Below are 23,780 nucleotides of genomic sequence, written 5' to 3' on the forward strand. Positions count from 1 at the left end.
TTGAGTGCATGACCCAAGGATACCTCTCGGCTCCCCGGGAATCGCGGTTCTTTAACGGGAGAGTCGCTCGATGATCAGCGCGATCCCCTGGCCGACGCCGATACACATGGTGCACAGGGCATAGCGGCCACTCCGTTCCTCAAGCTCATGCAGGGCGGTGGTCACCAGGCGCGCGCCGCTCATGCCCAGTGGATGGCCGAGGGCAATCGCGCCACCGTTGGGGTTGACCCGTGGATCGGTGTCGCTCAAGCCCAGTTCGCGCAGCACCGCCAGGCCTTGTGCGGCAAAGGCTTCGTTGAGTTCGATCACGTCCATGTCCGCCAGGCTCAGGTTGGCCAGTTCCAGCACCTTGCGCGTCGCTGGCACTGGGCCGATGCCCATGATGCGTGGCTCGACCCCGGCGGTGGCCATCGCCACCACCCGGCCACGGGCGGTCAGGCCGTGACGCTTGGCGACTTCCGGGCTGGCCAGCAGCAGCGCGCAGGCACCGTCGTTGACCCCGGAAGCGTTGCCGGCGGTGATGCTGCCGCCTTCGCGGAACGGCGTGCCGAGTTTGGCCAGCTGTTCGAGGGTGGTGTCGCCGCGCGGGTGTTCGTCCTGCTCGACCACTTTGGCCGGGCCTTTGCGCTGGGGGATTTCTACCGCGACGATTTCCCTGGCCAGGCGGCCATTGGCCTGGGCGGCAGCGGCACGTTGCTGGCTGCGCAGGGCGAAGGCGTCCTGGTCGGCCCGGGAGATGTTGAACTGTTCGGCCACGTTCTCTGCGGTTTCCGGCATGGAGTCGATGCCGAAGGTCTTTTTCATCAACGGATTGACGAAGCGCCAGCCGATGGTGGTATCGAAAATCTCGGCCTGACGGGAAAACGCCTGCTCGGCCTTGCCCATCACCAGCGGTGCGCGGGACATCGATTCGACGCCGCCGACCAGCATCAACCCGGCCTCGCCGCTGCGAATGGCGCGCGCCGCCGTGCCGACCGCATCCAGCCCGGAACCGCACAGGCGGTTGAGGGTGGTGCCGGGCACGCTGACCGGCAACCCGGCCAACAGCGCCGACATGCGCGCGACGTTGCGGTTGTCTTCGCCGGCCTGGTTGGCGCAGCCGTAGATCACGTCATCGACGCTGCTCCAGTCCACTTGCGGGTGACGGCGCAGCAGTTCGCGCAGCGGCACCGCGCCGAGGTCGTCGGCGCGCACGCTGCTCAAGACTCCGGCGTAGCGGCCGATTGGGGTCCGTACCGCATCGATGATCAGGGCGTCATTCATTCGGGTTCTCCTGCGTCAGCACCGGGCCGCGCACTTTGTAGGATTTGCCATGGAACAGGGCGATCAACTGGCCCTGCTGGTTTTCAATGCGTACGTCGTAGTTGCCGGTGCGACCCGAGCGGCTCTGCTCGGTGCAATCGGCGTTCAACGTGTCGCCCAGGCGCGCCGGGGCGATGTAGTCGATGCTGCAACCGATGGCCACGGTGGCTTCGTTGTAGCTGTTGCAGGCAAAGGCGAACGCCGAGTCGGCGAGGGCGAACAGGTAACCGCCGTGGCAGGTGCCGTGGCCCTGGAGCATGTCGGCGCGCACGGTCATGCCCACCCGGGCGCAACCGGGGCCGGCGGACAGCAGGCGCATGCCCATGGCCTGGCTGGCGCTATCACGCTGGAACAGGGCCTGGGCGCAATCGCTGGCCAGGGTCATGGCTTCGTGATTAGTCATGGAAATTTCTCCCTTCGGCGACCCGACGGCGCAACAGCAGCGACGGGCGATAGCGTTCTTCGCCGTAGGCGGCTTGCAGGTTGTCGAGCACGGTAACGATGTGTGCCAGGCCAATGGCATCGGCCCAGGCCAGCGGCCCTTGCGGGTAATTGACCCCGGCACGCATGGCCAGATCGATGTCGGCGGCCGAGGCCACGCCTTGCAGCAGGGCATCGGCGGCTTCGTTGGCGAGCATCGCCACCGTGCGCAGGACCGCCAGTGCCGGGCTGTCGCTGAGCAGGCTGACCTTGAAACCGGCCCGTTGCAGCAGCGCGACGCCCTGTTCGAGGGCCCGTGGATCGATGCCCGCCGCGCAGCTGATGGCGATGCGCTGGGCCTTGCTGTAATCGAGGGTCAGATCCAGCAGGATCAGGTTGCGCAGTCCGTCTTCCCGAGCGCGCTGACAAGCCATGCGCCCGTCGCTCAAGGCGAGCACGGCGTCACCGACCCGCAGCAGGCCCTGGCCATCACGCTGGATGATCTCGACGCCTTGTTCACGCAAACGCGCCAGCAAACCCTGGGCAATGCCAAGGTCGCCTTCAGCAGCGCAAACCTCGACCGTTGCTTCGCTGCTGATTTGAGCGGCTTGCGGACGTTCGGCGCCTGGGGCGTAGCTGTAGAAACCCTGACCGCTTTTGCGTCCCAGGCGTCCGCCGTCCACCAGTTCTTTCTGGATCAGTGAAGGCAGGAAGCGGGTGTCCTGGTAATAGGCGTCGAACACCGAGCAGGTCACGGCATAGTTGACGTCGTGGCCGATCAGGTCGGTCAGCTCGAACGCACCCATGGCAAAACCGCCGGCCTCGCGCATCAACGCATCCAGGGTCGGGCAATCGGCGGCGCCTTCCTGCAACAGGCGCAGGCTCTCGGCGTAGAACGGCCGGGCCACGCGGTTGACGATGAAACCCGGCGTGGAACGGGTGTGCACCGGTTTTTTGCCCCAGGCTTTGGCGGTGTCGTACAGACACTCGGCCAGCGTTGGATCGCTGGCCAGGCCGGAAACGATTTCCACCAGCGCCATGACCGGCGCCGGGTTGAAGAAGTGCAGGCCGAGCAGGCGATTCGGGTGATCAAGTTGCGCGGCGATGCTGGTGATGGACAGCGACGAAGTGTTGCTGGCCAGAATGCAGTGTTCACCGCAAATGCCTTCCAGCTGGCGGAACAGCGCGCGTTTGACCTCAAGGTTCTCGACGATGGCCTCGATGATCAGCTCGCAATCGGCCAGCGCTTCAATGGCTTCTACCGCGTGCAGACGGGCAATCGTGGCGCTGCGGGATTCGGCCGAGAGTTTGCCGTTCTCGACCCGTTTACCCAGTTGCCGGTCGATGCCTTCGATGGCCTGGGCGGCGGCGCCGGGGCGGTTGTCCAGCAGCAGCACCGGGTGACCGGCCTGTGCCGCAACCTGGGCAATCCCGGCGCCCATGGCGCCGGCACCGATCACCGCGATGCGTGCGTTGACGTTCAGTGCGGTCATGGCTCAGCGTCCCTTGAAGCTTGGGGTGCGTTTTTCCATGAAGGCACTCACGCCTTCGCGATAGTCCTCGCTGCGCCCGGCCAGGCGTTGCAGGTCGCGCTCCAGTTCGAGCTGTTCGTCGAAGCTGTTGCTCAGGCTGGCGTTGAGGCTGCGCTTGATCAGGGCCAGACCGTAGGTCGGTTGCGTGGCCAGGTGTTGCGCGAGTTTCAGCGCTTCGTCGCGCAGTTCGGCGTCGTCCACGCAGCGGTAGATCAGCCCCCATTGCTCGGCCTGTTCGGCGCTCAGGCGATTGCCGAGCAGGGCGAGGGCCTTGGCGCGGGCCATGCCGACCAGGCGCGGCAGGGTCCAGGTACCGCCGGAATCGGGGATCAGGCCGATCTTGCAGAACGCCTGGATGAAGCTGGCCGAACGTGCCGCCAGCACCAGGTCGCAGGCCAGCGGAATGTTGGCGCCGGCGCCGGCCGCCACACCATTGACCGCGCAGATCACCGGCATCGGCAGGTCGCGCAGTTGGCGGATCAGCGGGTTGTAGAACTTCTCGATGGATTCGCCCAGGTCCGGCACGGCGCTGCCTGGTGCGACATTGCGGTCGCTGAGGTCTTGTCCGGCACAGAAGCCACGACCTTCGCCAGTCAGCAGCAGCACGCGCACGTCCGGGTTCTGCCGCACTTGCTTGAGCGCGTCCTTCACTTCGCCGTGCATCTGCGTGTTGAAGCTGTTGAGCTGGTCCGGGCGATTGAGGCTGAGCAGGGCAACGCCGGCCTCGATGGAAAACAGAATGTGTTCGAAGTTCATGGTCTTGGCGCTCTCTGAGAGATCGTTCTTTTTAAAAGGGGCGGGGTGATCACTGGCCGGTGAAGGTCGGCGTGCGTTTTTCCTGGAAGGCGGCAATGCCTTCCTCGCGGTCGCGGGTGCCGGCCAGCACGGTGAAGGCATGGCGCTCGAAGCGCAGGCCGGTGGCCAGGTCTGTGTCCATGGCCTTGAGCAGCGCTTCCTTGGCCAGGCGCACCGCAAGCGGGGCTTTGCCGGCAATGCTGCGGGCGATTTGCACGGCGCGTTCGACGGTGAATTCCGGTTGCGTCACTTCGCTGACCAGCCCGGCGCGCTGGGCCTGGCGCGCATCGATCGGCTCGCCGGTCAGGACCATCTGCATGGCCATGGATTTGCCGACGGCACGCAGCAGGCGTTGGGTGCCACCGGCGCCGGGCATGATCCCGAGGTTGATTTCCGGCTGACCGAAGCGCGCGTCCTCACCGGCAATGATGATGTCGGCGTGCATCGCCAGTTCGCAGCCACCGCCGAGGGCGAAGCCATTGACGGCGGCGATCAGGGGTTTGCTGAAGCGGGTGATCGCTTGCCACGAAGCCTGGCGCGGATCGTCGAGGATGCCGACCAGGTCGCGTTCGGCCATTTCCTTGATGTCGGCGCCAGCGGCGAAGGCCTTGCGGCTACCGGTGAGGACCACGGCGCGGGTCTCGGGATCGGCTTGTGCGGCGCTCAGTTCGTCGGCCAGCTCACCCAGCAATTGGGTGGTCAGGGCGTTCAGGGCTTGCGGGCGCTGCAGGGTAATCAGGCGGACGCCGGGCTCGATCAGTTCGACGGCAAGGGTTAGAGGCATGGCGGATGCCCTCACGGTGCACGCTCGGCGGTGATGCCGGCTTGTTATTGGATCGGTCACAGGAACCGGTTTTGCCCGAGTATACCTACAACGTGATACGTAAATGCAATACAAAAATAGATTTAATGTGTCCTTTTGTCGTTGCTTCAGTCATTGCGTGCCTGCCGGAAGTGGGCGCTGATATGCCTGAATGTCCCGATTTTATTGGCTGCTAATCCCGTCGTTGCGGTGGGTGAGTGGCGGCGTTGACCGGCCTTTTCAAGTGATACGGTTTTTTGTCTTTGTGCCGGTAAAAGCGATGTGATACAAAATGAGTCACTATTTGCATCGCTTTGTGAAGGAACCTGCCATGACCTGCTACAGCCTTGATGGCCTGACCCCGGTGGTTGACCCCACTGCCTATGTGCATCCGTCTGCCGTGCTGATCGGTGATGTGATCGTCGGTCCTCATTGCTACGTCGGGCCGCTCGCGAGCCTGCGTGGCGACTTTGGCCGGATCGTCCTGGAGGAAGGCGCCAATCTGCAGGACACCTGCGTGATGCACGGTTTTCCCGACAGTGACACGGTGGTAGAGCGCAACGGCCACATCGGCCACGGTGCCGTGCTGCATGGTTGCCGGATCGGCGCCGACGCACTGGTGGGCATGAATGCGGTGGTGATGGACAACGCGCACATCGGCCCGCGTTCATTCGTCTCGGCGGCAGCATTCGTCAAGGCCGGTTTCGAATGCCCCGAGCAGTCGCTGGTGATGGGCGCCCCGGCCAGCATCAAGCGCAGCCTCAGCGATCAGGAAGTGGCGTGGAAACAGGCAGGCACCCGCGAGTATCAGCAATTGGCCCAACGTTGCCTGGAACAGATGCAGGTCTGCGAACCGTTGAGCGAGCCGGAGCCGGATCGCCCGCGCATCAGCGACAGCGGTTTGCGGCCAAAGGGCAGTACGTTGTGAACACGGTCCCTTGCAGGAGCGAGCCTGCTCGCGATGGTGTGTCAGTCGACGCCAGGCTAGCTGACCCAACATCGCGAGCAGGCTCGCTCCCACAAGGGGGTGCGATTAACCCACAGACATTCGGTATATTCCTTTTCTTTTTTCGCTCGGTACGCCCATGTCGTCCCTGACACCTTTGAATCACTTGATTACCCGCTTCCAGGAGCAGACGCCGATCCGCGCCAGCTCCTTGATCATCACGTTGTACGGCGATGCCATTGAGCCCCACGGCGGGACGGTGTGGCTGGGCAGCCTGATTCAGTTGCTCGAACCGATCGGCATTAATGAACGGCTGATCCGCACGTCGATTTTCCGCCTGACCAAGGAAGGCTGGCTGACCGCCGAAAAAGTCGGGCGTCGCAGTTACTACAGCCTGACCGGCACCGGTCGCCGGCGTTTCGACAAGGCGTTCAAACGGGTCTACAGCACCAGCATGCCGGCCTGGGATGGTTCCTGGTGCCTGGTGATGCTGTCGCAGCTGACCCAGGACAAGCGCAAACAGGTGCGCGAAGAGCTGGAGTGGCAAGGTTTTGGTGCGATTTCGCCGGTTGTCCTGGCCTGCCCGCGCAGCGACCGTTCCGATGTCAACGCGACGCTGCTCGATCTCGGCGCCCAGGAAGACACCATCGTCTTCGAAACCACCGCCCAGGACGTACTCGCCTCCAAGGCCCTGCGTCTGCAAGTGCGCGAGAGCTGGAACATCGAGGAACTGGCAACGCACTACAGCGAATTCATTCAGCTGTTCCGGCCGCTCTGGCAGGCGCTTCGCGAGCAGGAGAACCTGCAACCGTCCGACTGCTTCCTGGCGCGGATCCTGCTTATTCATGAGTACCGCAAATTGCTGCTGCGCGACCCGCAACTGCCGGACGAGTTGTTGCCCGGCGATTGGGAAGGCCGTGCGGCCCGGCAGTTGTGCCGCAACATTTACCGTTTGATCTATGCCAAGGCCGAGGAATGGCTGAACAGTGCACTGGAAACCGCCGACGGCCCATTGCCGGATGTGGGTGAAAGTTTTTATCGACGGTTTGGCGGGTTGAAGTAACCCGTCGCCGTTCAGGGAGAGTCGCTGTTCAGGAGAACCTGTGTTTTGACGTAGACAATAAAAATAAGCCTGCGTGAGGCCTGACATGATTTCTACAATTGCACAGCGCCAGGATGGGTTCGATCAGTGGATCCACCAGATCAACCAGATCTGTGGCGCTTTCAATGCACAACCGCTGGGCGCGGGGTTTACCGGGCAGATCCGGGAATACCGCAGCGATGCCCTCAAGCTCAGCTTCGTCGATGCCTGTCAGGCGCGCCTGTACCGCACGCCGCAGGAAGTCGCGGCGGGCGAGGGCGGCAAGTACTTCGCAGTGTTCCAGCTCGATGGCTCGGCGGGCATGGCCCAGGGCGACGACAAGGTGCTGCTGTCCGCCGGCGACATCACACTGATCGATGCGTCGCGCCCAAGCGACTTCACCTACAGCGAAAACTCCCGACAGTTGTCGCTGATCCTGCCCTACCCATTGGTCGAGCAGACCCTGCGCTTCAATCAGGTCAAGTGCGGTCACCGCATCGCCGCGACATCGCCCATCGCCATGCTGTCGCACCGGCTGATCCTCGATGCCACCCGTCAGCCAAGCCTCAGCCGTCAGGAAAGCGAAGCGACCCTGGAGGCGATTGTCAGCCTGCTGCGCCCGGCGATCAGCCAGACCGACGACTGCACGGATCCGCACGAGCGCACCTTCCGCAAGACCCTGAGTGTTATCGACCAGCACATACGCTCGGAAGAGCTGTGCCCGGAATGGCTGGCGCGGGAGGTGGGCATGTCCACTCGCGGGCTGTACCGGATGTTTGCCAAGAAGGGCCTGGTGGTGGCGCGCTACATCAAGAATCGTCGCCTGGACCTGTGCGCCGAATCCCTGCGCCAATCGGGCAAGGAGCAAAAGTTGTCGGTGCTGGGCTACTCGTGGGGTTTTTCCGATTCGAGCTACTTCTCCACGGCATTCAAGTCACGCTTCGGTATTGCGCCGGGGGAGTATCGTAAACAACACGCCTGATCACGTGCACATCTGTAGGAGCGAGCCTGCTCGCGATGGACGTCAACGATAACGCGTGAATTCTGGAGAAACGCGATGTCCTTGAGTTCTTCGCGAGCAAGCCCGCTACAGGGGGGATGTACGTTATTTTGGTGCGTTGAGGTTCAACGTCGGCGTTTCATCGAAGAAGTTCCACGGCTTGAGCAGCACGTGCACCCACTCGGTCGGCATGATCGGCCACTCTTCGGCGCGGGCGATGTGGGTGGTGCCGGTGGTCAGCCACACGACGTCGTCGGTGTTTTCGATGGAGTGGTTGTCCTGGGTGAACTGCCCCAGGCCCGAGTCTTTATCCGAGCGATTCGGGTACTTGCCTTCCGGGTATTTCTCCTCCGGGTTGTATTGCGTCACCCACAGTTGCTTGTCCATGAAGCTCAGGCGGTGATACAGCCATTCGTCCTTGCCGAAGTTGGCGCCCTTGGCCACCGGGTGCGTGCCGCCGGCATACGGAATCAACTGATAGGACACCGGGTTGCCGACCTTGTTTTCCTTGCTGAAGTTGGTCAGCAGGCGAACGGTCGACGGGTCGAATTTCTGCGCCGCCTGTTGCTCGGTGCTGACCACTTTGGTTTCGGTCTGCATGGTGCTGGTGCGCGGTCCGCCACGGTCGTTGGGGGCAATCACCGGGTTCACCTCCACCAGCGAGTTGCTTTCACCGTCCACGTCCATGTCGAGGCGGAAGTTATAGATGTGCTGGTGGGTGGTGCCGACGATGTTGTGATCGAGCAGCGTGCCGTAACGGGTGTCTTCCTTGGCGGTGTCCTCGTGCATGGTCCTGGACTTCACGCCCTTGACCGCTTCGATGCCGGTGGCGCCGGCGTCGATGCCGATGGTGCCGTTCTGCTGGAAGACCCAGTCGAAGATGTAGTCATAGTTGCCGACGGTGCTGATCCAGCGCACCACCAGTTCCCGGCGTTCGGTACTGAGGTTGGGCTGGCCCATTTCCTGGTGTTTGTACTCGGGGCCGGCGTAGCGTTCGAACACCGCCATGGCGCGCGGGATCGCCGTCGGGGCGCCGGTGTAGTCGGCGATGGTCGCGTCCAGCAGCACGGCGTTTTCCGGGGCGTCTTTGCCGCGGGCGATCGGTGAGGTCAGGGTGCCCATGCCGTAGTCGCCCGAATCCAGGTAGGCCTTGAAATACCAGCCGACATCCGGATCGCCATACGGCACGATCATGCCGCCCAGCGAACCCTCGTACATGATTTTGCGTTTCTTGCCCTTGTCGTCATAGGTGACGGTGGACAGGATCGGCCCGACCCGCGAGTCGAGGCGAACATGGAAGTCCCAGTTCTGCCAGTGAATGCTGTTGCCGGTGATGGTGTAGTTCTTGCCCTCGGGCTCGATGATCTCCAGCGGCTTGACCGATGTGCCCTTGCGTCCGCGCCCGTCATAGGGCGTCGGCTTCATCGGCACCGGGATAAGCGCTTCGTCTTCGATCTTGATGAGTTTCTTCTGTTCCAGATCGACAATCGCCACCAGGCCTTCGATTGGATGCGCCCAATAGTTGCCGTCGTCGGTATTGAGGTAGCTGACGATTTTCAGCAGGCGCTTGTCCTGTGCCAGGCCGTCCTTGCCGTCGAAGTAGCCGACGGTCAGCGGTGTGGCCACGACCTTTTTCACATCGTTGATGCCGCGCTTGGCCAGGGCTTCAGCGTACTCCGGGCTGGTCTCGACGGCCGATTGCACCGTGGCGAAATCGTCCAGCAGGACCATGCCATGGGCGCCTTCAATCGGTTTCCAGGACTTCAGTTCCTTGCTGTCGAGATCGACCAGTGCTTCGATCACGTGCTTGCCGTCCAGCACCACGATATTGGCCTGGCGCGGCTGATCGACCTTCTGCCCGGTGTAGACGAAGTTCCACACCTGATCTTTCGGCGGCTCCTTGACCGAGACCTCGGTGAAGCGGAAACCGGGTTGGTAATGCTCGGACTTCTTGACGATGTCCACCGCCGCGGTGATTTCGTCCGCGCTCAGGGGATTGAGCGGGTTAGGGCGGGTTTCGACGACAAAGGTCTTGTCCAGGCCGGACTGGAACACCTGGTTGATGAAGTCCTTGGACATGAATGCGGTCTTGCCCTTGAACACCACCGGCACTGTCAGCGCCATGGGCTTGCCGTTGAGCATGGCCACTTTGCTGTTCGGCTTGACCTTGAGGTAGACCCCGTCCTTGGCAATGGTGAACAGGTTGGAATAGTCGTCCCATTTGACCGTGGCGCCGAACTCCTCGAGGCCCGCCTGCAGCGGCACCATTTCGGCGTGACCGCCATGGGCCTGGGCATTGCCTGCCCAATAAGGCAGGCCAAGGGTGCCCAGGGTGATGGCCAGCGCGAGCCGGGCAAGCGGTTTTCTGTGTCGCAACGCAAGGGAGGTGAACATTCTGGGTTCCTTCGAAAAAGCCGGTGACAGCACACCTGTACTTTGCAACAGCCCGGCGATGGCTGCTTTTGGATTCCTGCCAGAATCCTTTGGCTCTGTGCCGCAATCAGCTTTCCCGACTGGCGGGGGCTTGGCAAGCGGATGTAGCGTTTTGCCATCGCATCGCTGCAAGTTAACGGGAAGCGCTTGTGAACGACATGGATCAACGGCAGCTGGCGTGCCAGCGATGCTTTTCAGACCTTCAAAACCTTCCCGCCAATGGCCACCGCCACCAGCAGCACCGCCATCAAGCCAAAGGCAAAACTCAAACTGCTGCCATGGGCGATGAAGCCGATGACCGCAGGTCCGGCGAGAATCCCCGCATAACCGAGGGTGGTAATGGCCGGTACGGCGATGCTTTCCGGCATGACCGTCTGCTTGCCCACTGCGGTGTACAGCACCGGCACAATGTTCGAACAGCCTGCGCCCAGCAACGCATACCCCAGCAGTGCCGACTCCCAGCCCGGCGCGAATGTGGCCAGAAACAGACCGGCCGCAGCCGTCAGCCCGCCGAATACAATGACCCGTGTGGCGCCAAGGCGACGCACGATCGAATCACCGGTCAATCGTCCCGCCGTCATGGTCAGGGCAAACGCCGCGTAACCCAATCCGGCATAGGCCTTGTCGATTCCACGCTCCTGGGCCAGGAACACCGCGCTCCAGTCGAGGGCTGCGCCTTCGGCGAGGAATACGATGAAACACATCACGCCGATGAACAGCACGATGCCGTGGGGCACGGCAAATGCCGGTCCCGAGCTGTCGCTGCCATAGGGCAGCAGATGCGGCGCGGCTTTGGCCAGGGCGATCAGCAGGATCACGATCACCACCAGGGTCGCGCCCAGCGGTGAAATCCCCAGGCCGAGCAGCCCGCTGACGCCGGCCGCTCCGACGATTCCGCCGAGGCTGAACAGGCCATGAAAGCCCGACATCATGTTCTTGCCGCTGGCCCGTTCGACGATCACTGCTTGCAGGTTCACCGTGGAGTCCACCGTGCCGAGGCCGGCACCGAAGATGAACAACGCCGCGATCAGGGCCGGAATCGATGACACCGTTGCCAGCAGTGGCAGCGCCAGACAGATCAGCAAGGTGCCGCCGGTGGCCACTTTGCGACAGCCAAAACGCGAGGCGAGCAGTCCGGCCATGGGCATCGCCAGAATCGAGCCCACCCCCAGGCACAGCAGCAACAGACCGAGGGTGCCTTCATCCAGCCCGGCCCGGGCCTTGGCATACGGCACCAGTGGCGCCCACGCAGCGATGCCGAACCCGGCGATGAAAAAGGCGATGCGCGTGGACATTTGTTCCAGTCGCCCCGGCACGAATGAGGTCTGGGTGTTGAGGTTGGTCATATCGATCCTTGGCCAAAAAACGTCGCGTTTCCAAGGGACAGTGATCCGCCTGCAAGGGTTCGATCAGTGTCCGCCAGGCTTGCGCTCAAACAGGCTGACATCCTTGCACAGCCAGAGTGTGTTTCGCGATATGTTGAGCCAGTCCAATCATTCCAGCAGGGAGGGCGCCATGGCGCGGATGTACGATGCACGGGGCAATATCTATATCGTTGTGGCGCCCGAGGCGCTGCGCCAACAGGGTATCGCCGTACCCGATCAGGCCGGCCACGCCGCGCAAACCCGCGAGGTCTGGGCGTTGGCGGCCGTTGCGGCGCACTGTGGCTGGGCCCCGGGTACGCAACCACCCGGTAGCAAAGACCATTGCAGCGATGGCCTGTTGGTCGGCCCGTTCCAGTCGTCGCCGCCGTTTGATCTGCTGATCGTCAACACCGACGGCACACTGGCCGAGCGCAGTGGCAACGGGCTGACGATTTTCTCCCAGGCGCTCAGCGACCAAGGGCTTTTACCCAGCGACGACCCTTGCGTGCTCAGGGTTCACCACGACAAATCCGACACGCCTTCACCGGGCCAGACGTCCGTGAAAGCCGCGCAAATCGAGGGTGTCCAGGGTTTCTGGCTTGACTTGGGCCAACCTGGGTTCGGGCCGGCGGCGGTCAGCGCGGCGGGCATTGACACGGTGCTGTTGAACGGGCGCGAACTCAGCCACGTTGAACAACTGTCAGCACTCAATGGCGCCTGGTCGCGCAGCCAGTTCGTGCGGCTCGGCAATCCGCACTGCGTGACCCTGGTCGACAGCGCCGATGCCTTACCGGGCAATGAGCAGATGCGCGAACCCGTGTTGGGCGAAGGGCTGACGCAGATCGCCTATGCCATGCCGACCGGCGCAGGGAAACCTTGCCCGGCGGGGATCAATCTGCAATGGGCAATGCGGCTGTCCCCAGGGCACATCGCCGCGCGGGTGTTCGAGCGCGGGGAGGGGCCGACGGCGTCCTCGGGCACCAGTGCCAGTGCGGTGGCGTGTGCGGCATGGCGGGTTGGCTGGGTCGATGCGGGGGAGGTGAGGGTGACGATGCCGGGTGGGACGGCGCCGATTTTGCTGGAGGAAGAGCGGGGGGCGTTGAGTCGGGTGAGCCTGTTTGGTACGGCTCGGTTGGTGAGTTGACTGGGCCTACGTCATCGTCGGAACGCCGCCCGGAGCAAGCTCGCTCCCACAGGGGGAAATGTGATCGACACAAAACCCATGTGGGAGCGAGCCTGCTCGCGATGGCGTCAGTCCGGTCAAGGCAAATCTCAATCCGGACTACCGAACTCCACCACCGGCATCGTCCGCTTCATCAACACCTTGCCCCTGCGAACCGAATAAAGCGGCAGGCCCTGGCTGCGGATCACCTCGTAATCGCTCTCCGCCGACAAAATCAGCAAGTTCGCCGGCCGCCCCGGCTCCAGCCCGTAACGATTACCCAGGGCCATGGCCTTGGCGCTGTTGTCGGTCACCAGGTCCAGCGCGCTTTGCAGGTTGCGGTAACCGAGCATGTGGCAGATGTGCAGGCCGGCTTCGAGCACCCGCAGGATGTTGCCGTTGCCCAGCGGATACCACGGGTCGACGATCGAGTCCTGGCCGAAACACACGTTCATGCCCGCTTCGAGCAACTCGTTGACCCGGGTTACGCCACGGCGTTTCGGGAAGTTATCGAAGCGTCCTTGCAGATGAATGCTTTCGGTGGGGCAAGAGACAAAACTGATCCCGGAATGCCCGAGCAGGCGAAACAGCTTGGCGCAGTAGGCATTGTCGTAGGAGCCCATGGCCGTGGTGTGACTGGCGGTGACCCGCGAACCCATGTCGCGGCTGCGGGCTTCTTCGGCCAGTACTTCGAGAAAGCGCGAGTGCGGGTCGTCGGTCTCGTCGCAATGCACATCCACCAGGCAGCCGGTGCGTTCGGCCAGGTCCATGAGGAACTTCACCGAACTCACGCCTTGATCGCGGGTGTATTCGAAATGCGGAATGCCGCCGACCACGTCCGCACCCATGTGGATCGCTTCCTCCATCAGGTCCCGGCCGTTGCGGTACGACTCGATGCCCTCCTGGGGGAAGGCGACGATTTGCAGGTCGATCAGATCACGGCTTTCCTCGCGCACCTCGAGCATGGCCTTCAGGGCGGTCAGTTGCGGGTCGGTGACATCGACGTGGGTGCGCACATGCTGGATGCCGTGGGCGGCGAGGGTCTGGATGGTTTTTTTGGCGCGGGTCTTGGTGTCTTCCAGGGTGATGGTCGCCTTGCGTTCACCCCAGCATTCGATGCCCTCGAACAACGTACCGCTCATGTTCCAGCGTGGCTCGCCGGCGGTCAGGGTGGCGTCGAGGTGGATGTGCGGCTCGACGAAGGGCGGTACCACCAGGTTGCCACCGGCATCCAGATCGTCGGGGCCCAGGGTCGGGGCCTCGGTTTGCCGGGCGATGTGGCTGATCAGGCCGTTTTCCAGGTGCAACTCATGCAGGCCTTCCTGGTGACGCAGCCGGGCGTTGATGATGTGCATCAGGAGCGTCCTTTTCGATAGACAATGACTCTACGTTAGCGCGACGGAGGCAATCCCTGCCAGCGTCATTGATCTTGCCTGTGCAAATGTCGGGCGAGCGTGCTTGCGATGGCGTTGGGTCAGTCAACCCAGTGTCGCGGTTGATGCCGTCATCGCGAGCAAGCTCGCGCCCACAAGGGCTATTTCTTCAGGAAGACGGGTGCTGCGGCAAAAAGCGCATCAGCGCCGCAACAATGGCTTCGGGGGCGTCTTCCTGGACCAGATGACCGGCGTTGGGAATGGCGTGAAATTGCGCTCCCGGAATCATCTGTTGCAGGGCGCGCCCGCGTTCGATGGGGATCCATTGATCGTCTTCACCCCAGAGAATCTGCACCGGGCAGCGGATCGTCGGGTACAAGCCCTCGGCCTCGCGGGTGTAGCGCTCGTCCATTTGGGCGATCTGCCGATAAAACGCCGCTTGCCCGGGGTCGCCCACCCACGGTTGCACGTAAGGTGCGAGCTCGTCATCAGGGATATCCCGCTTGATCGCCCCGCGAATATAGGTCGGTACGATGGCGCGCTGAATGTAGTCGGGCAGCCCGCTGAACGCTGCCTCATGCTGGCGAACATGCTGCACGAACGGCGAACCCCAGGGTGTCAGCGCCACCGGATCGATCAGTGTCAGGCTGCGGTACTCCTTGCCGTTCAACAGGTGGGCGCGCAGGGCGGTCGCGCCGCCAAAATCATGGGCCACCACATCGGGACGATCCAGCCCCCAATGCTCCAGCAGCTGCGCCAAGAGTTGATTTTGCACACCCAGCGACACGTCGCCGTCGACCTTCTCGGATTGCCCATAGCCCAACAGATCGAAGTAATGCACCCGGTGCGAGGTGATGAAGTGCGGTGCAATCCGGTGCCAGACATAAGAAGAGAAAGGCGTGCCATGCACGAACACCAACGGCGGGCCGTCGCCCCTTACCGCATAGCGAACGGAGTGACCATTGAAGCGGTAGCTCTGAGCCAGTGGCCAGTCAATCATGGGCGAGTCCTCTTGGCGTGTGAAAGCCAAAAAGCATAGGCATAAAAAAACAGCCGTTGAAGGCTGTTTTTTATATCACTGACGAAACGCATTTCTTCTGTAGGAGCAGGCTCGCTCCTACAGCTCGCCGCGATAGATGCAACCGCTGGTGCACGTCTCGTGGATACGAATCGCACTGAGTTCCGGCAGCAGGGGCTTGAGTTCGGCCCAGATGAATTTGGCCAGTACTTCGCTGGTCGGGTTTTCCAGGCCAGGAATGTCGTTCAGGTAGTTGTGGTCCAGACGCTCATACAGCGGCTTGAAGATCGCCTTGATTTCCGAAAAGTCACGGATCCAGCCGGTGTGCGGATCAATATCGCCACTCAGGTGAATCGCCACTTTGAACGAATGGCCGTGCAGGCGACCGCACTTGTGGCCGTCCGGGACGTGGGGCAGGCGGTGGGCGGATTCGAAAGTAAATTCCTTGAAGATTTCCACAGTGTTTTCAGCTCTGTTCAGGTGGCGATCGCCGCAGCGATAGGGGCAGGCGGCGAGTTTAACAGCTTGTCCTGACTAAAGGGTCAGCAAGCGCTCGCCGAGGCGACCGTTGGCGGCCAGTTCAAGGAATTCATCACCCAGGCGACGGCTTTCATCCATCGCCGCGCGCCAGTATTTCTGCCGGCTCGGGGCGTCGCCCATGAAGCGTTTGAAGTCATTACGATCCGGCAGTTTGCCGTAGGGCAGGCGCGCCAGGTATTCCCTGGACGGTGCCAGCAACAACACATTCTGCAAACGCGAAGGGCAGGCGCGGCGCCATGGCAGGGTTTTGTCGAACCAGCCCGGAATCACCCGATCGGTGAAATGCGGGTAGAGCACGATGTCGTCGCCGCTGTAGGGCAGGTCGAGGTGGTAGTCCAGCAGACCGCCATCGCGGAAGGTCCCGGTGCCTGCACCCGGCAGGTCGCGCACGCCTTCCATCACCATCGGAATCGAGCCCGAGGCGAGCAAGGCCTGGCGCAGATTGCCAGCGTTCAGTGCGACGAAACGCGACGGAAAGTCGTTCAGCGCGTTGACCGGCGGCGCCAGGCGCGGGTCGTGGATGATCAGCCGTTCGAAGTGCCGCGACAGCCGCGCGCGGCCGCGCAGGTTGTCGGCGATCACCGACGACAGCCCCAGGCCCAGGCGGCCGCGATGATCGTCCGCGAGCAGGCCGTGGCTTTTGACCACCATGATGTTCAAGCGGTAATGGGCGTTGTCGAGCAGGGCGGCGTCGCGGCCGTCGAGCAGCTCATCGAGCATGCGCCGCGAGCTCTGGCTGATCTGCGCCATGGTCACGCCTTTGGCGAAGTTCTGCTCGGTGTAGAGGTGGCCGAGGCGGCGGATGCCCTCGGCGGCGTCCGGCAGGCAGGCACTGGCAAAGCGCCAGGAACCGACCGATGCACCGATCAGCGAGCGCTCCCGGGGCGCCGCCGGCAGCCATTCGCCGAACAACGCCAGGTCCAGCCCTTGTATCCCCAGCGCCTTCGGGCCACCGGCGGCACCCGGTAGCGTGCCGACATCGATGGCGCTCAGGCCGTTTTCACGGATGCGCGCAAAGGTACGGGGACCGGCCTTGAGCGTCAGGGAAGGGAACTTGATGTGGATGGCTGTCATACCGGTCTCGATGTCGGGCAAGCGGATGAATTATGTGGGAGCGAGCCTGCTCGCGATAGCGCTGGTGCAGCTGCATTGATTTTGGATGGGCCACCGTCATCGCGAGCGGGCTCGCTCCCACAGGGTTTGCATCTGTATCTGCTTGCCACTGCGGCCCTATGATGGCCATTCAGTTTCAATTAAGTTCAGGTCGCTAAGGTGGAACTCGTATGCAACACCCAGGGGCCGGACAAAGCCTCGAGGTTGCACGACGCTGGTACCATTGTGCCTTTCGAGAAACTCAACGCCGCGGCATCGACCGGGATCTGCAATTAGACGCGGTCGGCCAGACGCGGTCGGCGGCCAGTGACTCAAGGATCATCAGGATTCGTAATGACGCTGCTTTCTTTTTCCACACGGCGCGCGGCCAGCCTGGCGCTGGTGTTGCTGGCTTTCTGTTCGGTGGTCATGGCCCGCGACCTGGACCAGGACGAAGCCCTGCGCTTGCGCCAGCAAGGGATCATCCTGCCGCTCGAGCAAGTGTTGCAGCAGGCGCTGGACCGCTATCCAGGGGCCAAGCTGCTGGAAGCCGAGCTCGAAGAGAAGCACGACGTCTACATTTATGAAGTCGAGTTGCTGACCGCTGAAGGCGTGGTGCGAGAGCTCGATATCGACGCCGCCACGGGCCGTTTACTCAAAGACAAGGAAGATTGACCGATGCGTTTGCTCCTGGTGGAAGACCATGTGCCCCTGGCCGACGAACTGATGGCCGGCCTTAATCGCCAGGGCTACGCCGTGGACTGGCTGGCCGACGGTCGCGACGCGGTCCATCAGGGCAGCACCGAGCCTTACGACCTGATCATCCTCGACCTCGGCCTTCCGGGATTGTCAGGGCTTGAAGTGTTGGCCCGCTGGCGTGCCGAAGGTTTGCCCACGCCGGTGCTGATCCTCACCGCCCGCGACTCCTGGGCCGAGCGCATCGAAGGCCTCAAGGCCGGTGCCGACGATTACCTGACCAAACCCTTTCATCCCGAAGAGTTGCACCTGCGAGTCCAGGCGTTGCTGCGCCGTTCCCACGGCCAGGTCAATCACCCGACCCTCAAGGCTGCGGGCCTGCAGCTGGATGAAGGGCGTCAGTGTGTGACCCGCGACGGTGCCGAGATTCAACTGACCGCCGCCGAATTCCGCTTGCTGCGCTATTTCATGTTGCACCCGGATCAGATCCTCTCCAAAGGCCACCTCGCCGAACACCTCTACGACGGCGAGACCGAACGCGACTCCAATGTGCTGGAGGTCCACGTCAATCACCTGCGGCGCAAACTCGGGCGCAGCGTGATCGAGACCCGTCGCGGCCAGGGTTATCTGTTCGGTGGGCAAACCCGGTGAGGTCGATCCAGCGCCGCTTGAGTCTGGGCCTGATCAGCGTGATGGTGATTGTCGGCCTGGTGCTGGCGCAGACCAGCCTGTGGCTGTTTGAAATGGGGTTGCAGCGCTACCTCGAAGCCGGGCTGCGCAATGACAGCGAAAACCTGTTGGTGGCGCTGGTGCGTGGCCCGCAAGGTTTGCAGCTGGACGAAAGGCACCTGGCACCGGCCTATCAACGACCCTTTTCCGGGCATTATTTCCGCATCGATTTTGCTGACAGCCATTGGCGTTCCCGTTCGTTGTGGGACCAGGAGCTGCCACGTCTCGAACAGCCCGGCCTGGACAGCAACCTGCAATTGGGACCCGAAGGGCAGCAGTTGCTGGTGCTGCGCTCGGACTATCGCCGCCTGGGTCAGTCGATCTCCATCAGCGTGGCGCAGGACTACACCCCGGTGCGCGAGAGCTTCCGGCGCATGCAGCAGGTGGGGTTGGGGCTCGGGCTGGCGGGATTGTTGCTGATTCTGCTGCTGCAACGAATCACCGTGCGGCGCGCCTTGCGCCCGCTGGAAAAGGCCCGCGAACAGATCGCTCAGTTGCAGCAGGGCCAACGCTCGCAACTCGATGATCAGGTGCCGGTGGAACTGGAGCCGCTGGTGGCGCAGATCAACCACCTGCTGGCCCACACCGAAGACAGCCTCAAGCGTTCGCGCAATGCCCTGGGCAACCTCGGCCACGCCTTGAAAACCCCGCTGGCGGTATTGCTGAGCCTGGCCTCAAGTGCACAGCTGGACGCGCATCCGCAATTGCGCAAGACCCTCAAGGAACAACTGGAGCAGGTGCAGCAACGGCTCAATCGCGAGCTCAACCGTGCCCGTCTGGCCGGCGATACGCTGCCGGGGGCACTGTTTGATTGCGCTGGGGAACTGCCAGGACTGCTGGCGACCTTGAACATGATCCACGGTGAACATTTGACGCTGAGCTATCGCGCCGCGGCGGGCCTGCAATTGCCGTGGGATCGCGAGGATGTGCTGGAATTGCTCGGTAATCTGCTGGATAACGCCTGCAAATGGGCGGATGCCGAAGTGCGACTGAGCGTGCTCGAAACCGTCGAAGGCTTTGAACTGAGTGTGGAAGACGACGGGCCTGGCATCCCCGAAGACCGCCGCGCGCAGGTGTTCAGCCGCGGCACCCGGCTGGATGAACAGACTGACGGACACGGCCTGGGTTTGGGGATCGTCCGCGATATCGTCGAGGCGTGGGGCGGGGCGTTGGTATTGCAGGAAAGCGAGTGGGGCGGGCTGAAAGTGCTGATCGAGTTGCCCGGGCGCACCTGAAGCCAGCTCGCTCCCACATTGGTTTGTGTGGTGTCAGGTTCAGGTGTGATGAATCTCCCGATCCTTGGTTTCCGGCATGAAGAAAATGCCCAGGATGGCCGTCATCACCGCAATGACAATCGGGTACCACAGCCCGTAGTAGATATCGCCGGTGGCTGCGACCATGGCGAACGCCACCGTCGGCAGGAAGCCGCCGAACCAGCCATTGCCGATGTGGTAGGGCAGTGACATCGAGGTGTAGCGGATGCGCGCCGGGAACAGTTCCACCAGCCAGGCGGCAATCGGGCCGTAGACCATGGTCACGTAGATCACCAGGATCGTCAGCAACAGCAGCACCATCGGGTAGTTGGTCTTGGCCGGGTCAGCCTTCTCGGGGTAGCCGGCGTCCTTGAGCGAAGTGGCGAGCGTGGCGGTGAAGGCGTCGTTGCGGGTCTTGAAGTCGGCGGCCGGCAAGCCGGTGCCTTCGAAGCTGGGGATCACTTTATCGCCGATGCGGACCTGCGCGACGGTGCCCGGTTCGGCGGTCACGTTCTTGTAGGGGATGGCCCGTTTTGCCAAGAGGGTTTTCGCCAGGTCACAGGAGCTGGTGAATTTGGCCTTGCCCACTGGGTCGAACTGGAACGAGCACTGAGCGGGATCGGCGATCACCGTGACCGGGTTCTTCTCCTGCGCAATGAAGACATCGGGGTTACCGTACTGGGTCAGCGCATGGAAGATCGGGAAATAGGTCACTGCCGCGAGGATGCAACCGGCCATGATGATGCCCTTGCGGCCGATGCGGTCGGACAGGCTGCCGAAGATGACGAAGAACGGCGTGCCGATCAGCAGCGAGCCGGCGATCAGCAAGTTGGCGGTCTGCGGGTCGATCTTCAGCGTCTGCAGCAGAAAGAACAGCGCATAGAATTGCCCGGTGTACCAGACCACAGCCTGGCCGGCGGTGCCGCCGAGCAGGGCCATGATCACTATCTTGAGGTTCTCCCAGCGGGCGAAGGATTCGGTCAGTGGCGCCTTGGAGGCCTTGCCCTCAGCCTTCATTTTCATGAACACCGGCGATTCGCTGAGCTGCAAGCGGATGTACACCGAAACGATCAACAGCAGGATCGACAGCAGAAATGGAATCCGCCAGCCCCAGGTTTCGAAGGCTTCGGTGCCCAGCGCCGTGCGGCAGGCCAGGATCACCAGCAGCGACAGAAACAGGCCGAGGGTCGCGGTGGTCTGGATCCACGAAGTGAAGTAGCCACGCTTGCCTTTCGGCGCGTGCTCGGCCACGTAGGTCGCCGCGCCGCCGTATTCACCGCCCAGGGCCAGGCCTTGCAACAGGCGCAGGGTGATCAGGATGATCGGTGCCGCCACGCCAATGGTTGCGTAACCGGGTAGAAAACCGACCACGGCGGTGGATAGACCCATGATCACGATGGTGATGAGAAAGGTGTGTTTGCGCCCGATCATGTCGCCCAACCGGCCGAACACAATCGCCCCGAACGGCCGCACGGCGAAGCCGGCGGCGAACGCGAGCAAGGCAAAGATGAATGAGGTGGTCTCGTTGACGCCGGCAAAGAAGTGCTTGGCGATGATCGCGGCGAGGGAACCGTACAGGTAGAAGTCGTACCACTCGAACACGGTGCCCAGGGACGAGGCGAAAATGACCTTGCGCTCTTCCCTGGTGATGCCGTGTCCGGGGGCGCTGCCCGAAGTTGCAGTGTCGATGGCTGCCATGAGTGTTCTCCGTCTTGCTCTTGTCGTAGGCCGGAGTTTTTCCTTACCGCTGGCGCACCCTGGCCCTGGGGCTGATGTCGTCGGATGAGCGATTGCGCGAAGCGTGCATGCAGGGTGGACGCCTCGAATCGCTGCAAGGTTCCTTAAAGCATAATCAACGTCTGGGGGATGTCCACTCGCCATCATGATGGCGGCCCCTGTAGGAGCGAGCCTGCTCGCGATGGTGTGTCAGTCACCGAGGTGCCAACTGATACTCCATCGCGAGCAGGCTCGCTCCTACAGGGGGGCGGGGTCAGACGCGGAACTGGTCCATCAGGCTCTGCTGTTGATTGGCCAGGCTGTTGAGCGACTGGCTCACCCGCGCCGATTCATTGGCCTGACCCGACAGCGATTCAGTCACGTCACGGATGGTCGCCACGTTATTGTTGATCTCCTCGGCCACCGCGCTTTGTTCTTCGGCGGCGCTGGCAATCTGCAGGTTCATGTCACTGATCACTGTCACGGCATCGCCGATCTGGCGCAGCGCGGTCACGGCCTGGCCGACCTGATCGACGCTGCCCTGGGCCAGTCGATGGCTGTTGCCCATCGAACCGACCACATCCTGGGTGCCGCTTTGCAGTTGTTCGATCACCAGGCGGGTTTCTTCCACCGACTCCTGGGTGCGCCGCGCCAGGTTGCGCACTTCATCGGCGACCACGGCAAAACCACGGCCGGCTTCACCGGCACGGGCCGCTTCGATGGCCGCGTTGAGCGCCAGCAGGTTGGTTTGTTCGGCGATGGCGCGGATCACTTCCAGCACCGAACCGATTTTCTCGCTGTTGGCCGCCAGGCCTTCGACTTGCACCATTGCCGCGCTCATGTCGGCGGCGAGGTTGTCGATGCTGGTGGTGGTACGGTCGATCACGGTCAGGCCCTGACGGGTCGCCTGATCGGCATCCCGCGCAGCCTGTGCCGCTTGTGCGGCGCTGCGGGCAACGTCCTGGGCGGTCGCGCTCATTTCGTGGGAAGCGGTCGCGACCTGATCCACCTGGCGGTATTGCTGCTCCATGCCGGCGCTGGTCTGGGTGGCGATGGCGGAGGACTGGTCCGCAGTGCTGCGGGCGTCCTGCACCGAGCGTTTGACCTCGGCGATGATCGGCTGCAGCTTGTCGAGGAAACGGTTGAACCAGCCGGCCAACTGGCCCAGTTCATCCTGTTTGTCGTAGGCCAGGCGTCGGGTCAGGTCGCCTTCGCCGCTGGCGATGTCTTCGAGCATGTGCGCCACGCCGAGGATCGGTCTGGTCACACTGCGAGCCATCAGCCAGACCAGGAGCAGGCCAATCAACGCCGCCAGAACGCCCAATGCGAGTTCCGTCAGGGTGCCGGCGGTGTTGCTTTCATCCAGTTGCTTTTTCAGGGTTTCGGCGGGGCCAACCAACACTTTTTCCGGGACGTCGAGCAATACGCCCCAGGTTTTGCCACCGGGAATCGGCTGGAACGGCGACAGCACCTTGAGCTGTTGCTGGCTGTGCAGGCTGGCGGTCTTGGTGCTGGCGGCGAGCATGCTTACCAGCTCGGCACCGTTGGTCTTGTCCACGGTTTCCAGGCGCTGGCTGAGTTTGCTGGCGTCGGGGCTGTAGCCGGCGAGCAAACCGACCGGGCTGAGAATGCTGACGCTGGTCTGGCCGTCATAGAGCTTTTTGCTGGCGTTCTGGCTGATCGTTTGCAGGCTGTTGAGGTTGATGTCCACCGACAGCGAGGCGATGAGCTTGCCGTTGAGCATCAGGGGGAAAACGATACTGGTCATCAGCACGTTCTGGCCGTCGATCGTATAGAAGTAGGGCTCGATCACGCAGGGCTTGAGGGTGGTGCGCGGGCAGGTGAACCAGGCGTTGGCCGCTTCGCCGCTGGGGCCGGTGCTGGCGTCGGCGATGTCTTTTTCCGGCAATGGCATGGAGGTCAGCTGGCCTGGCGTCGGTTGCGACCAGTACAAGGCGAAACGCCCCTTTTCATTGCTGCCGACGTCACTCTGGCCGGCAAACAGTTCGTCCTTGCCATCCAGGCCGTTGGGCTCGAACACCAGGGCCAGGCCGAGCAGGTCAGGGTTGGCTTGCAGTGCCGACTTGACCTGGCGGGTCAGGTCTTCGCGCAAGTCGAAGGCATCGAGAAAGCGCTTTTCGGCCTGGTCGCGCAGAAACAGCACCTGGCGCGAAAAGCCGTGGCCATATTGATAGGCGTCCATGAACTGCTGGCGAATGCCCAGCGCCTGGTTTTCACCCTGGGACTCGATCCGTGCCTGGGCGGATTCGGTCAGCATTTCCATGCTCGAGGCTTTCACCAATTCCGAGCTGGTCTCCATGCGATACAGCGAAAGACCCACCAGCAGGGTCACGATGCCCGCCAGGCAAAGCCCGGCCAGCAGGGTGATTTTCCATTGAATGGACAGTTGCTTGAGTGACATGGAGACGTCCTTATTCGATATATATCTGAGACTTTGTACTGTAACGGCCGGGATTCTGGTTTCTTTATCCCGTGTATCGTTAATCGCCCTGCAGGAGCGAGCCT

General features: G+C 62.6%; 20 protein-coding genes. 7 read left to right on the forward strand and 13 right to left on the reverse strand.

The window, feature by feature from the left end:
- Positions 1-51: 51 nt before the first annotated feature.
- From pcaF to paaF, 5 genes are read right to left on the reverse strand one after another with little or no spacing between them, the layout of a single operon-like run.
- Positions 52-1,263, reverse strand: coding sequence for a 3-oxoadipyl-CoA thiolase (gene pcaF / locus JQF37_RS28030; protein WP_130209226.1), 1,212 nt, complete (start codon positions 1,261-1,263; stop codon positions 52-54).
- Positions 1,256-1,705, reverse strand: coding sequence for a hydroxyphenylacetyl-CoA thioesterase PaaI (gene paaI / locus JQF37_RS28035; RefSeq protein WP_103405841.1), 450 nt, complete (start codon positions 1,703-1,705; stop codon positions 1,256-1,258). The genes pcaF and paaI overlap by 8 nt, the downstream gene beginning before the upstream one ends.
- Complete coding sequence (gene paaH, locus JQF37_RS28040; RefSeq protein ID WP_130209224.1) at positions 1,698-3,215, reverse strand: 3-hydroxyacyl-CoA dehydrogenase PaaH; 1,518 nt, start codon at positions 3,213-3,215, stop codon at positions 1,698-1,700. The genes paaI and paaH overlap by 8 nt, the downstream gene beginning before the upstream one ends.
- 3 nt (positions 3,216-3,218) lie before the next feature.
- Positions 3,219-4,010, reverse strand: coding sequence for a 2-(1,2-epoxy-1,2-dihydrophenyl)acetyl-CoA isomerase PaaG (gene paaG, locus JQF37_RS28045; RefSeq protein ID WP_130209222.1), 792 nt, complete (start codon positions 4,008-4,010; stop codon positions 3,219-3,221).
- A 49-nt stretch (positions 4,011-4,059) separates the two neighbouring features.
- A complete protein-coding gene (gene paaF, locus JQF37_RS28050) occupies positions 4,060-4,833 on the reverse strand; it encodes a 2,3-dehydroadipyl-CoA hydratase PaaF (RefSeq protein WP_130209220.1) in 774 nt (257 codons plus the stop codon).
- Between the two features lie 349 nt (positions 4,834-5,182).
- Here paaF and paaY point away from each other — a divergent pair, with 349 nt between their 5' ends.
- The 3 genes from paaY to feaR all read left to right on the forward strand — a co-directional run bounded on the left by paaY (position 5,183) and on the right by feaR (position 7,860).
- Complete coding sequence (paaY, locus tag JQF37_RS28055) at positions 5,183-5,779, forward strand: phenylacetic acid degradation protein PaaY (protein ID WP_130209219.1); 597 nt, start codon at positions 5,183-5,185, stop codon at positions 5,777-5,779.
- A gap of 157 nt (positions 5,780-5,936) precedes the next feature.
- The gene (gene paaX, locus JQF37_RS28060) at positions 5,937-6,860 is read left to right on the forward strand and encodes a phenylacetic acid degradation operon negative regulatory protein PaaX (RefSeq protein WP_103405837.1); all 924 of its coding nucleotides are present in this window, start codon (positions 5,937-5,939) and stop codon (positions 6,858-6,860) included.
- Between the two features lie 85 nt (positions 6,861-6,945).
- Positions 6,946-7,860, forward strand: a complete 915-nt coding sequence (gene feaR / locus JQF37_RS28065; protein WP_130209217.1) for a transcriptional regulator FeaR — start codon at positions 6,946-6,948, stop codon at positions 7,858-7,860.
- A gap of 123 nt (positions 7,861-7,983) precedes the next feature.
- Here the strand turns inward: feaR and tynA are convergent, their stop codons facing one another.
- Both tynA and JQF37_RS28075 read right to left on the reverse strand, forming a co-directional pair.
- Entirely contained in the window at positions 7,984-10,272 is a 2,289-nt protein-coding gene (tynA, locus tag JQF37_RS28070; RefSeq protein WP_130209215.1) for a primary-amine oxidase, read from the reverse strand.
- Positions 10,273-10,505: 233 nt separating this feature from the next.
- Positions 10,506-11,657, reverse strand: a complete 1,152-nt coding sequence (locus JQF37_RS28075) for an MFS transporter (RefSeq protein WP_130209213.1) — start codon at positions 11,655-11,657, stop codon at positions 10,506-10,508.
- A 169-nt stretch (positions 11,658-11,826) separates the two neighbouring features.
- Here JQF37_RS28075 and JQF37_RS28080 point away from each other — a divergent pair, with 169 nt between their 5' ends.
- The gene (locus tag JQF37_RS28080) at positions 11,827-12,819 is read left to right on the forward strand and encodes a diaminopimelate epimerase (RefSeq protein ID WP_130209211.1); all 993 of its coding nucleotides are present in this window, start codon (positions 11,827-11,829) and stop codon (positions 12,817-12,819) included.
- Between the two features lie 128 nt (positions 12,820-12,947).
- Here JQF37_RS28080 and codA read toward each other — a convergent pair whose 3' ends face one another.
- From codA to JQF37_RS28100, 4 genes are all read right to left on the reverse strand, one after another.
- Positions 12,948-14,192: a cytosine deaminase gene (codA, locus tag JQF37_RS28085; protein WP_130209209.1), complete on the reverse strand. Its 1,245-nt coding sequence runs from the start codon at positions 14,190-14,192 to the stop codon at positions 12,948-12,950.
- Positions 14,193-14,379: 187 nt separating this feature from the next.
- A complete protein-coding gene (locus tag JQF37_RS28090; protein ID WP_130209207.1) occupies positions 14,380-15,210 on the reverse strand; it encodes an alpha/beta hydrolase in 831 nt (276 codons plus the stop codon).
- 117 nt (positions 15,211-15,327) lie between these two features.
- Positions 15,328-15,687 carry a 6-carboxytetrahydropterin synthase QueD gene (gene queD, locus JQF37_RS28095; RefSeq protein ID WP_130209205.1) on the reverse strand — a complete coding sequence of 120 codons (360 nt, stop codon included), beginning with the start codon at positions 15,685-15,687 and terminating at the stop codon, positions 15,328-15,330.
- Positions 15,688-15,762: 75 nt separating this feature from the next.
- Positions 15,763-16,842: a patatin-like phospholipase family protein gene (locus JQF37_RS28100; protein WP_130209203.1), complete on the reverse strand. Its 1,080-nt coding sequence runs from the start codon at positions 16,840-16,842 to the stop codon at positions 15,763-15,765.
- Positions 16,843-17,214: 372 nt separating this feature from the next.
- On the opposite strand from JQF37_RS28100, the gene JQF37_RS28105 reads away from it, so the two are divergent.
- Genes JQF37_RS28105 through JQF37_RS28115 form a run of 3 tightly spaced genes read left to right on the forward strand, consistent with a single transcriptional unit; the run spans position 17,215 to position 19,520 of the window.
- Entirely contained in the window at positions 17,215-17,535 is a 321-nt protein-coding gene (locus tag JQF37_RS28105) for a PepSY domain-containing protein (RefSeq protein ID WP_130209201.1), read from the forward strand.
- 3 nt (positions 17,536-17,538) lie between these two features.
- Positions 17,539-18,207, forward strand: coding sequence for a response regulator transcription factor (locus JQF37_RS28110; protein ID WP_130209199.1), 669 nt, complete (start codon positions 17,539-17,541; stop codon positions 18,205-18,207).
- Positions 18,204-19,520, forward strand: coding sequence for a sensor histidine kinase (locus JQF37_RS28115; RefSeq protein WP_204149874.1), 1,317 nt, complete (start codon positions 18,204-18,206; stop codon positions 19,518-19,520). The genes JQF37_RS28110 and JQF37_RS28115 overlap by 4 nt, the downstream gene beginning before the upstream one ends.
- Before the next feature lie 39 nt (positions 19,521-19,559).
- On the opposite strand, the gene JQF37_RS28120 is transcribed toward JQF37_RS28115, so the two are convergent.
- Both JQF37_RS28120 and JQF37_RS28125 read right to left on the reverse strand, forming a co-directional pair.
- Positions 19,560-21,236, reverse strand: a complete 1,677-nt coding sequence (locus tag JQF37_RS28120; protein ID WP_130211020.1) for an MFS transporter — start codon at positions 21,234-21,236, stop codon at positions 19,560-19,562.
- Positions 21,237-21,528: 292 nt separating this feature from the next.
- Complete coding sequence (locus JQF37_RS28125) at positions 21,529-23,676, reverse strand: methyl-accepting chemotaxis protein (RefSeq protein WP_130211019.1); 2,148 nt, start codon at positions 23,674-23,676, stop codon at positions 21,529-21,531.
- Positions 23,677-23,780 lie beyond the last annotated feature (104 nt).

The sequence above is a fragment of the Pseudomonas sp. MIL9 genome, assembly GCF_016887925.1.
Taxonomy (GTDB): domain Bacteria; phylum Pseudomonadota; class Gammaproteobacteria; order Pseudomonadales; family Pseudomonadaceae; genus Aquipseudomonas; species Aquipseudomonas mohnii.

Excerpts from the sequence above, each read along its gene's own strand:
- paaG (WP_130209222.1), bottom strand. The coding sequence starts at position 4,010 with ATGAACTTCGAACACATTCTGTTTTCCATCGAGGCCGGCGTTGCCCTG.
- paaF (WP_130209220.1), bottom strand. The coding sequence starts at position 4,833 with ATGCCTCTAACCCTTGCCGTCGAACTGATCGAGCCCGGCGTCCGCCTG.
- JQF37_RS28125 (WP_130211019.1), bottom strand. The coding sequence starts at position 23,676 with ATGTCACTCAAGCAACTGTCCATTCAATGGAAAATCACCCTGCTGGCC.
- paaX (WP_103405837.1), top strand. The coding sequence starts at position 5,937 with ATGTCGTCCCTGACACCTTTGAATCACTTGATTACCCGCTTCCAGGAG.
- tynA (WP_130209215.1), bottom strand. The coding sequence starts at position 10,272 with ATGTTCACCTCCCTTGCGTTGCGACACAGAAAACCGCTTGCCCGGCTC.
- JQF37_RS28090 (WP_130209207.1), bottom strand. The coding sequence starts at position 15,210 with ATGATTGACTGGCCACTGGCTCAGAGCTACCGCTTCAATGGTCACTCC.
- paaI (WP_103405841.1), bottom strand. The coding sequence starts at position 1,705 with ATGACTAATCACGAAGCCATGACCCTGGCCAGCGATTGCGCCCAGGCC.
- codA (WP_130209209.1), bottom strand. The coding sequence starts at position 14,192 with ATGCACATCATCAACGCCCGGCTGCGTCACCAGGAAGGCCTGCATGAG.
- pcaF (WP_130209226.1), bottom strand. The coding sequence starts at position 1,263 with ATGAATGACGCCCTGATCATCGATGCGGTACGGACCCCAATCGGCCGC.
- paaH (WP_130209224.1), bottom strand. The coding sequence starts at position 3,215 with ATGACCGCACTGAACGTCAACGCACGCATCGCGGTGATCGGTGCCGGC.
- JQF37_RS28110 (WP_130209199.1), top strand. The coding sequence starts at position 17,539 with ATGCGTTTGCTCCTGGTGGAAGACCATGTGCCCCTGGCCGACGAACTG.
- JQF37_RS28075 (WP_130209213.1), bottom strand. The coding sequence starts at position 11,657 with ATGACCAACCTCAACACCCAGACCTCATTCGTGCCGGGGCGACTGGAA.
- JQF37_RS28120 (WP_130211020.1), bottom strand. The coding sequence starts at position 21,236 with ATGGCAGCCATCGACACTGCAACTTCGGGCAGCGCCCCCGGACACGGC.
- feaR (WP_130209217.1), top strand. The coding sequence starts at position 6,946 with ATGATTTCTACAATTGCACAGCGCCAGGATGGGTTCGATCAGTGGATC.
- JQF37_RS28105 (WP_130209201.1), top strand. The coding sequence starts at position 17,215 with ATGACGCTGCTTTCTTTTTCCACACGGCGCGCGGCCAGCCTGGCGCTG.
- JQF37_RS28100 (WP_130209203.1), bottom strand. The coding sequence starts at position 16,842 with ATGACAGCCATCCACATCAAGTTCCCTTCCCTGACGCTCAAGGCCGGT.
- JQF37_RS28080 (WP_130209211.1), top strand. The coding sequence starts at position 11,827 with ATGGCGCGGATGTACGATGCACGGGGCAATATCTATATCGTTGTGGCG.
- paaY (WP_130209219.1), top strand. The coding sequence starts at position 5,183 with ATGACCTGCTACAGCCTTGATGGCCTGACCCCGGTGGTTGACCCCACT.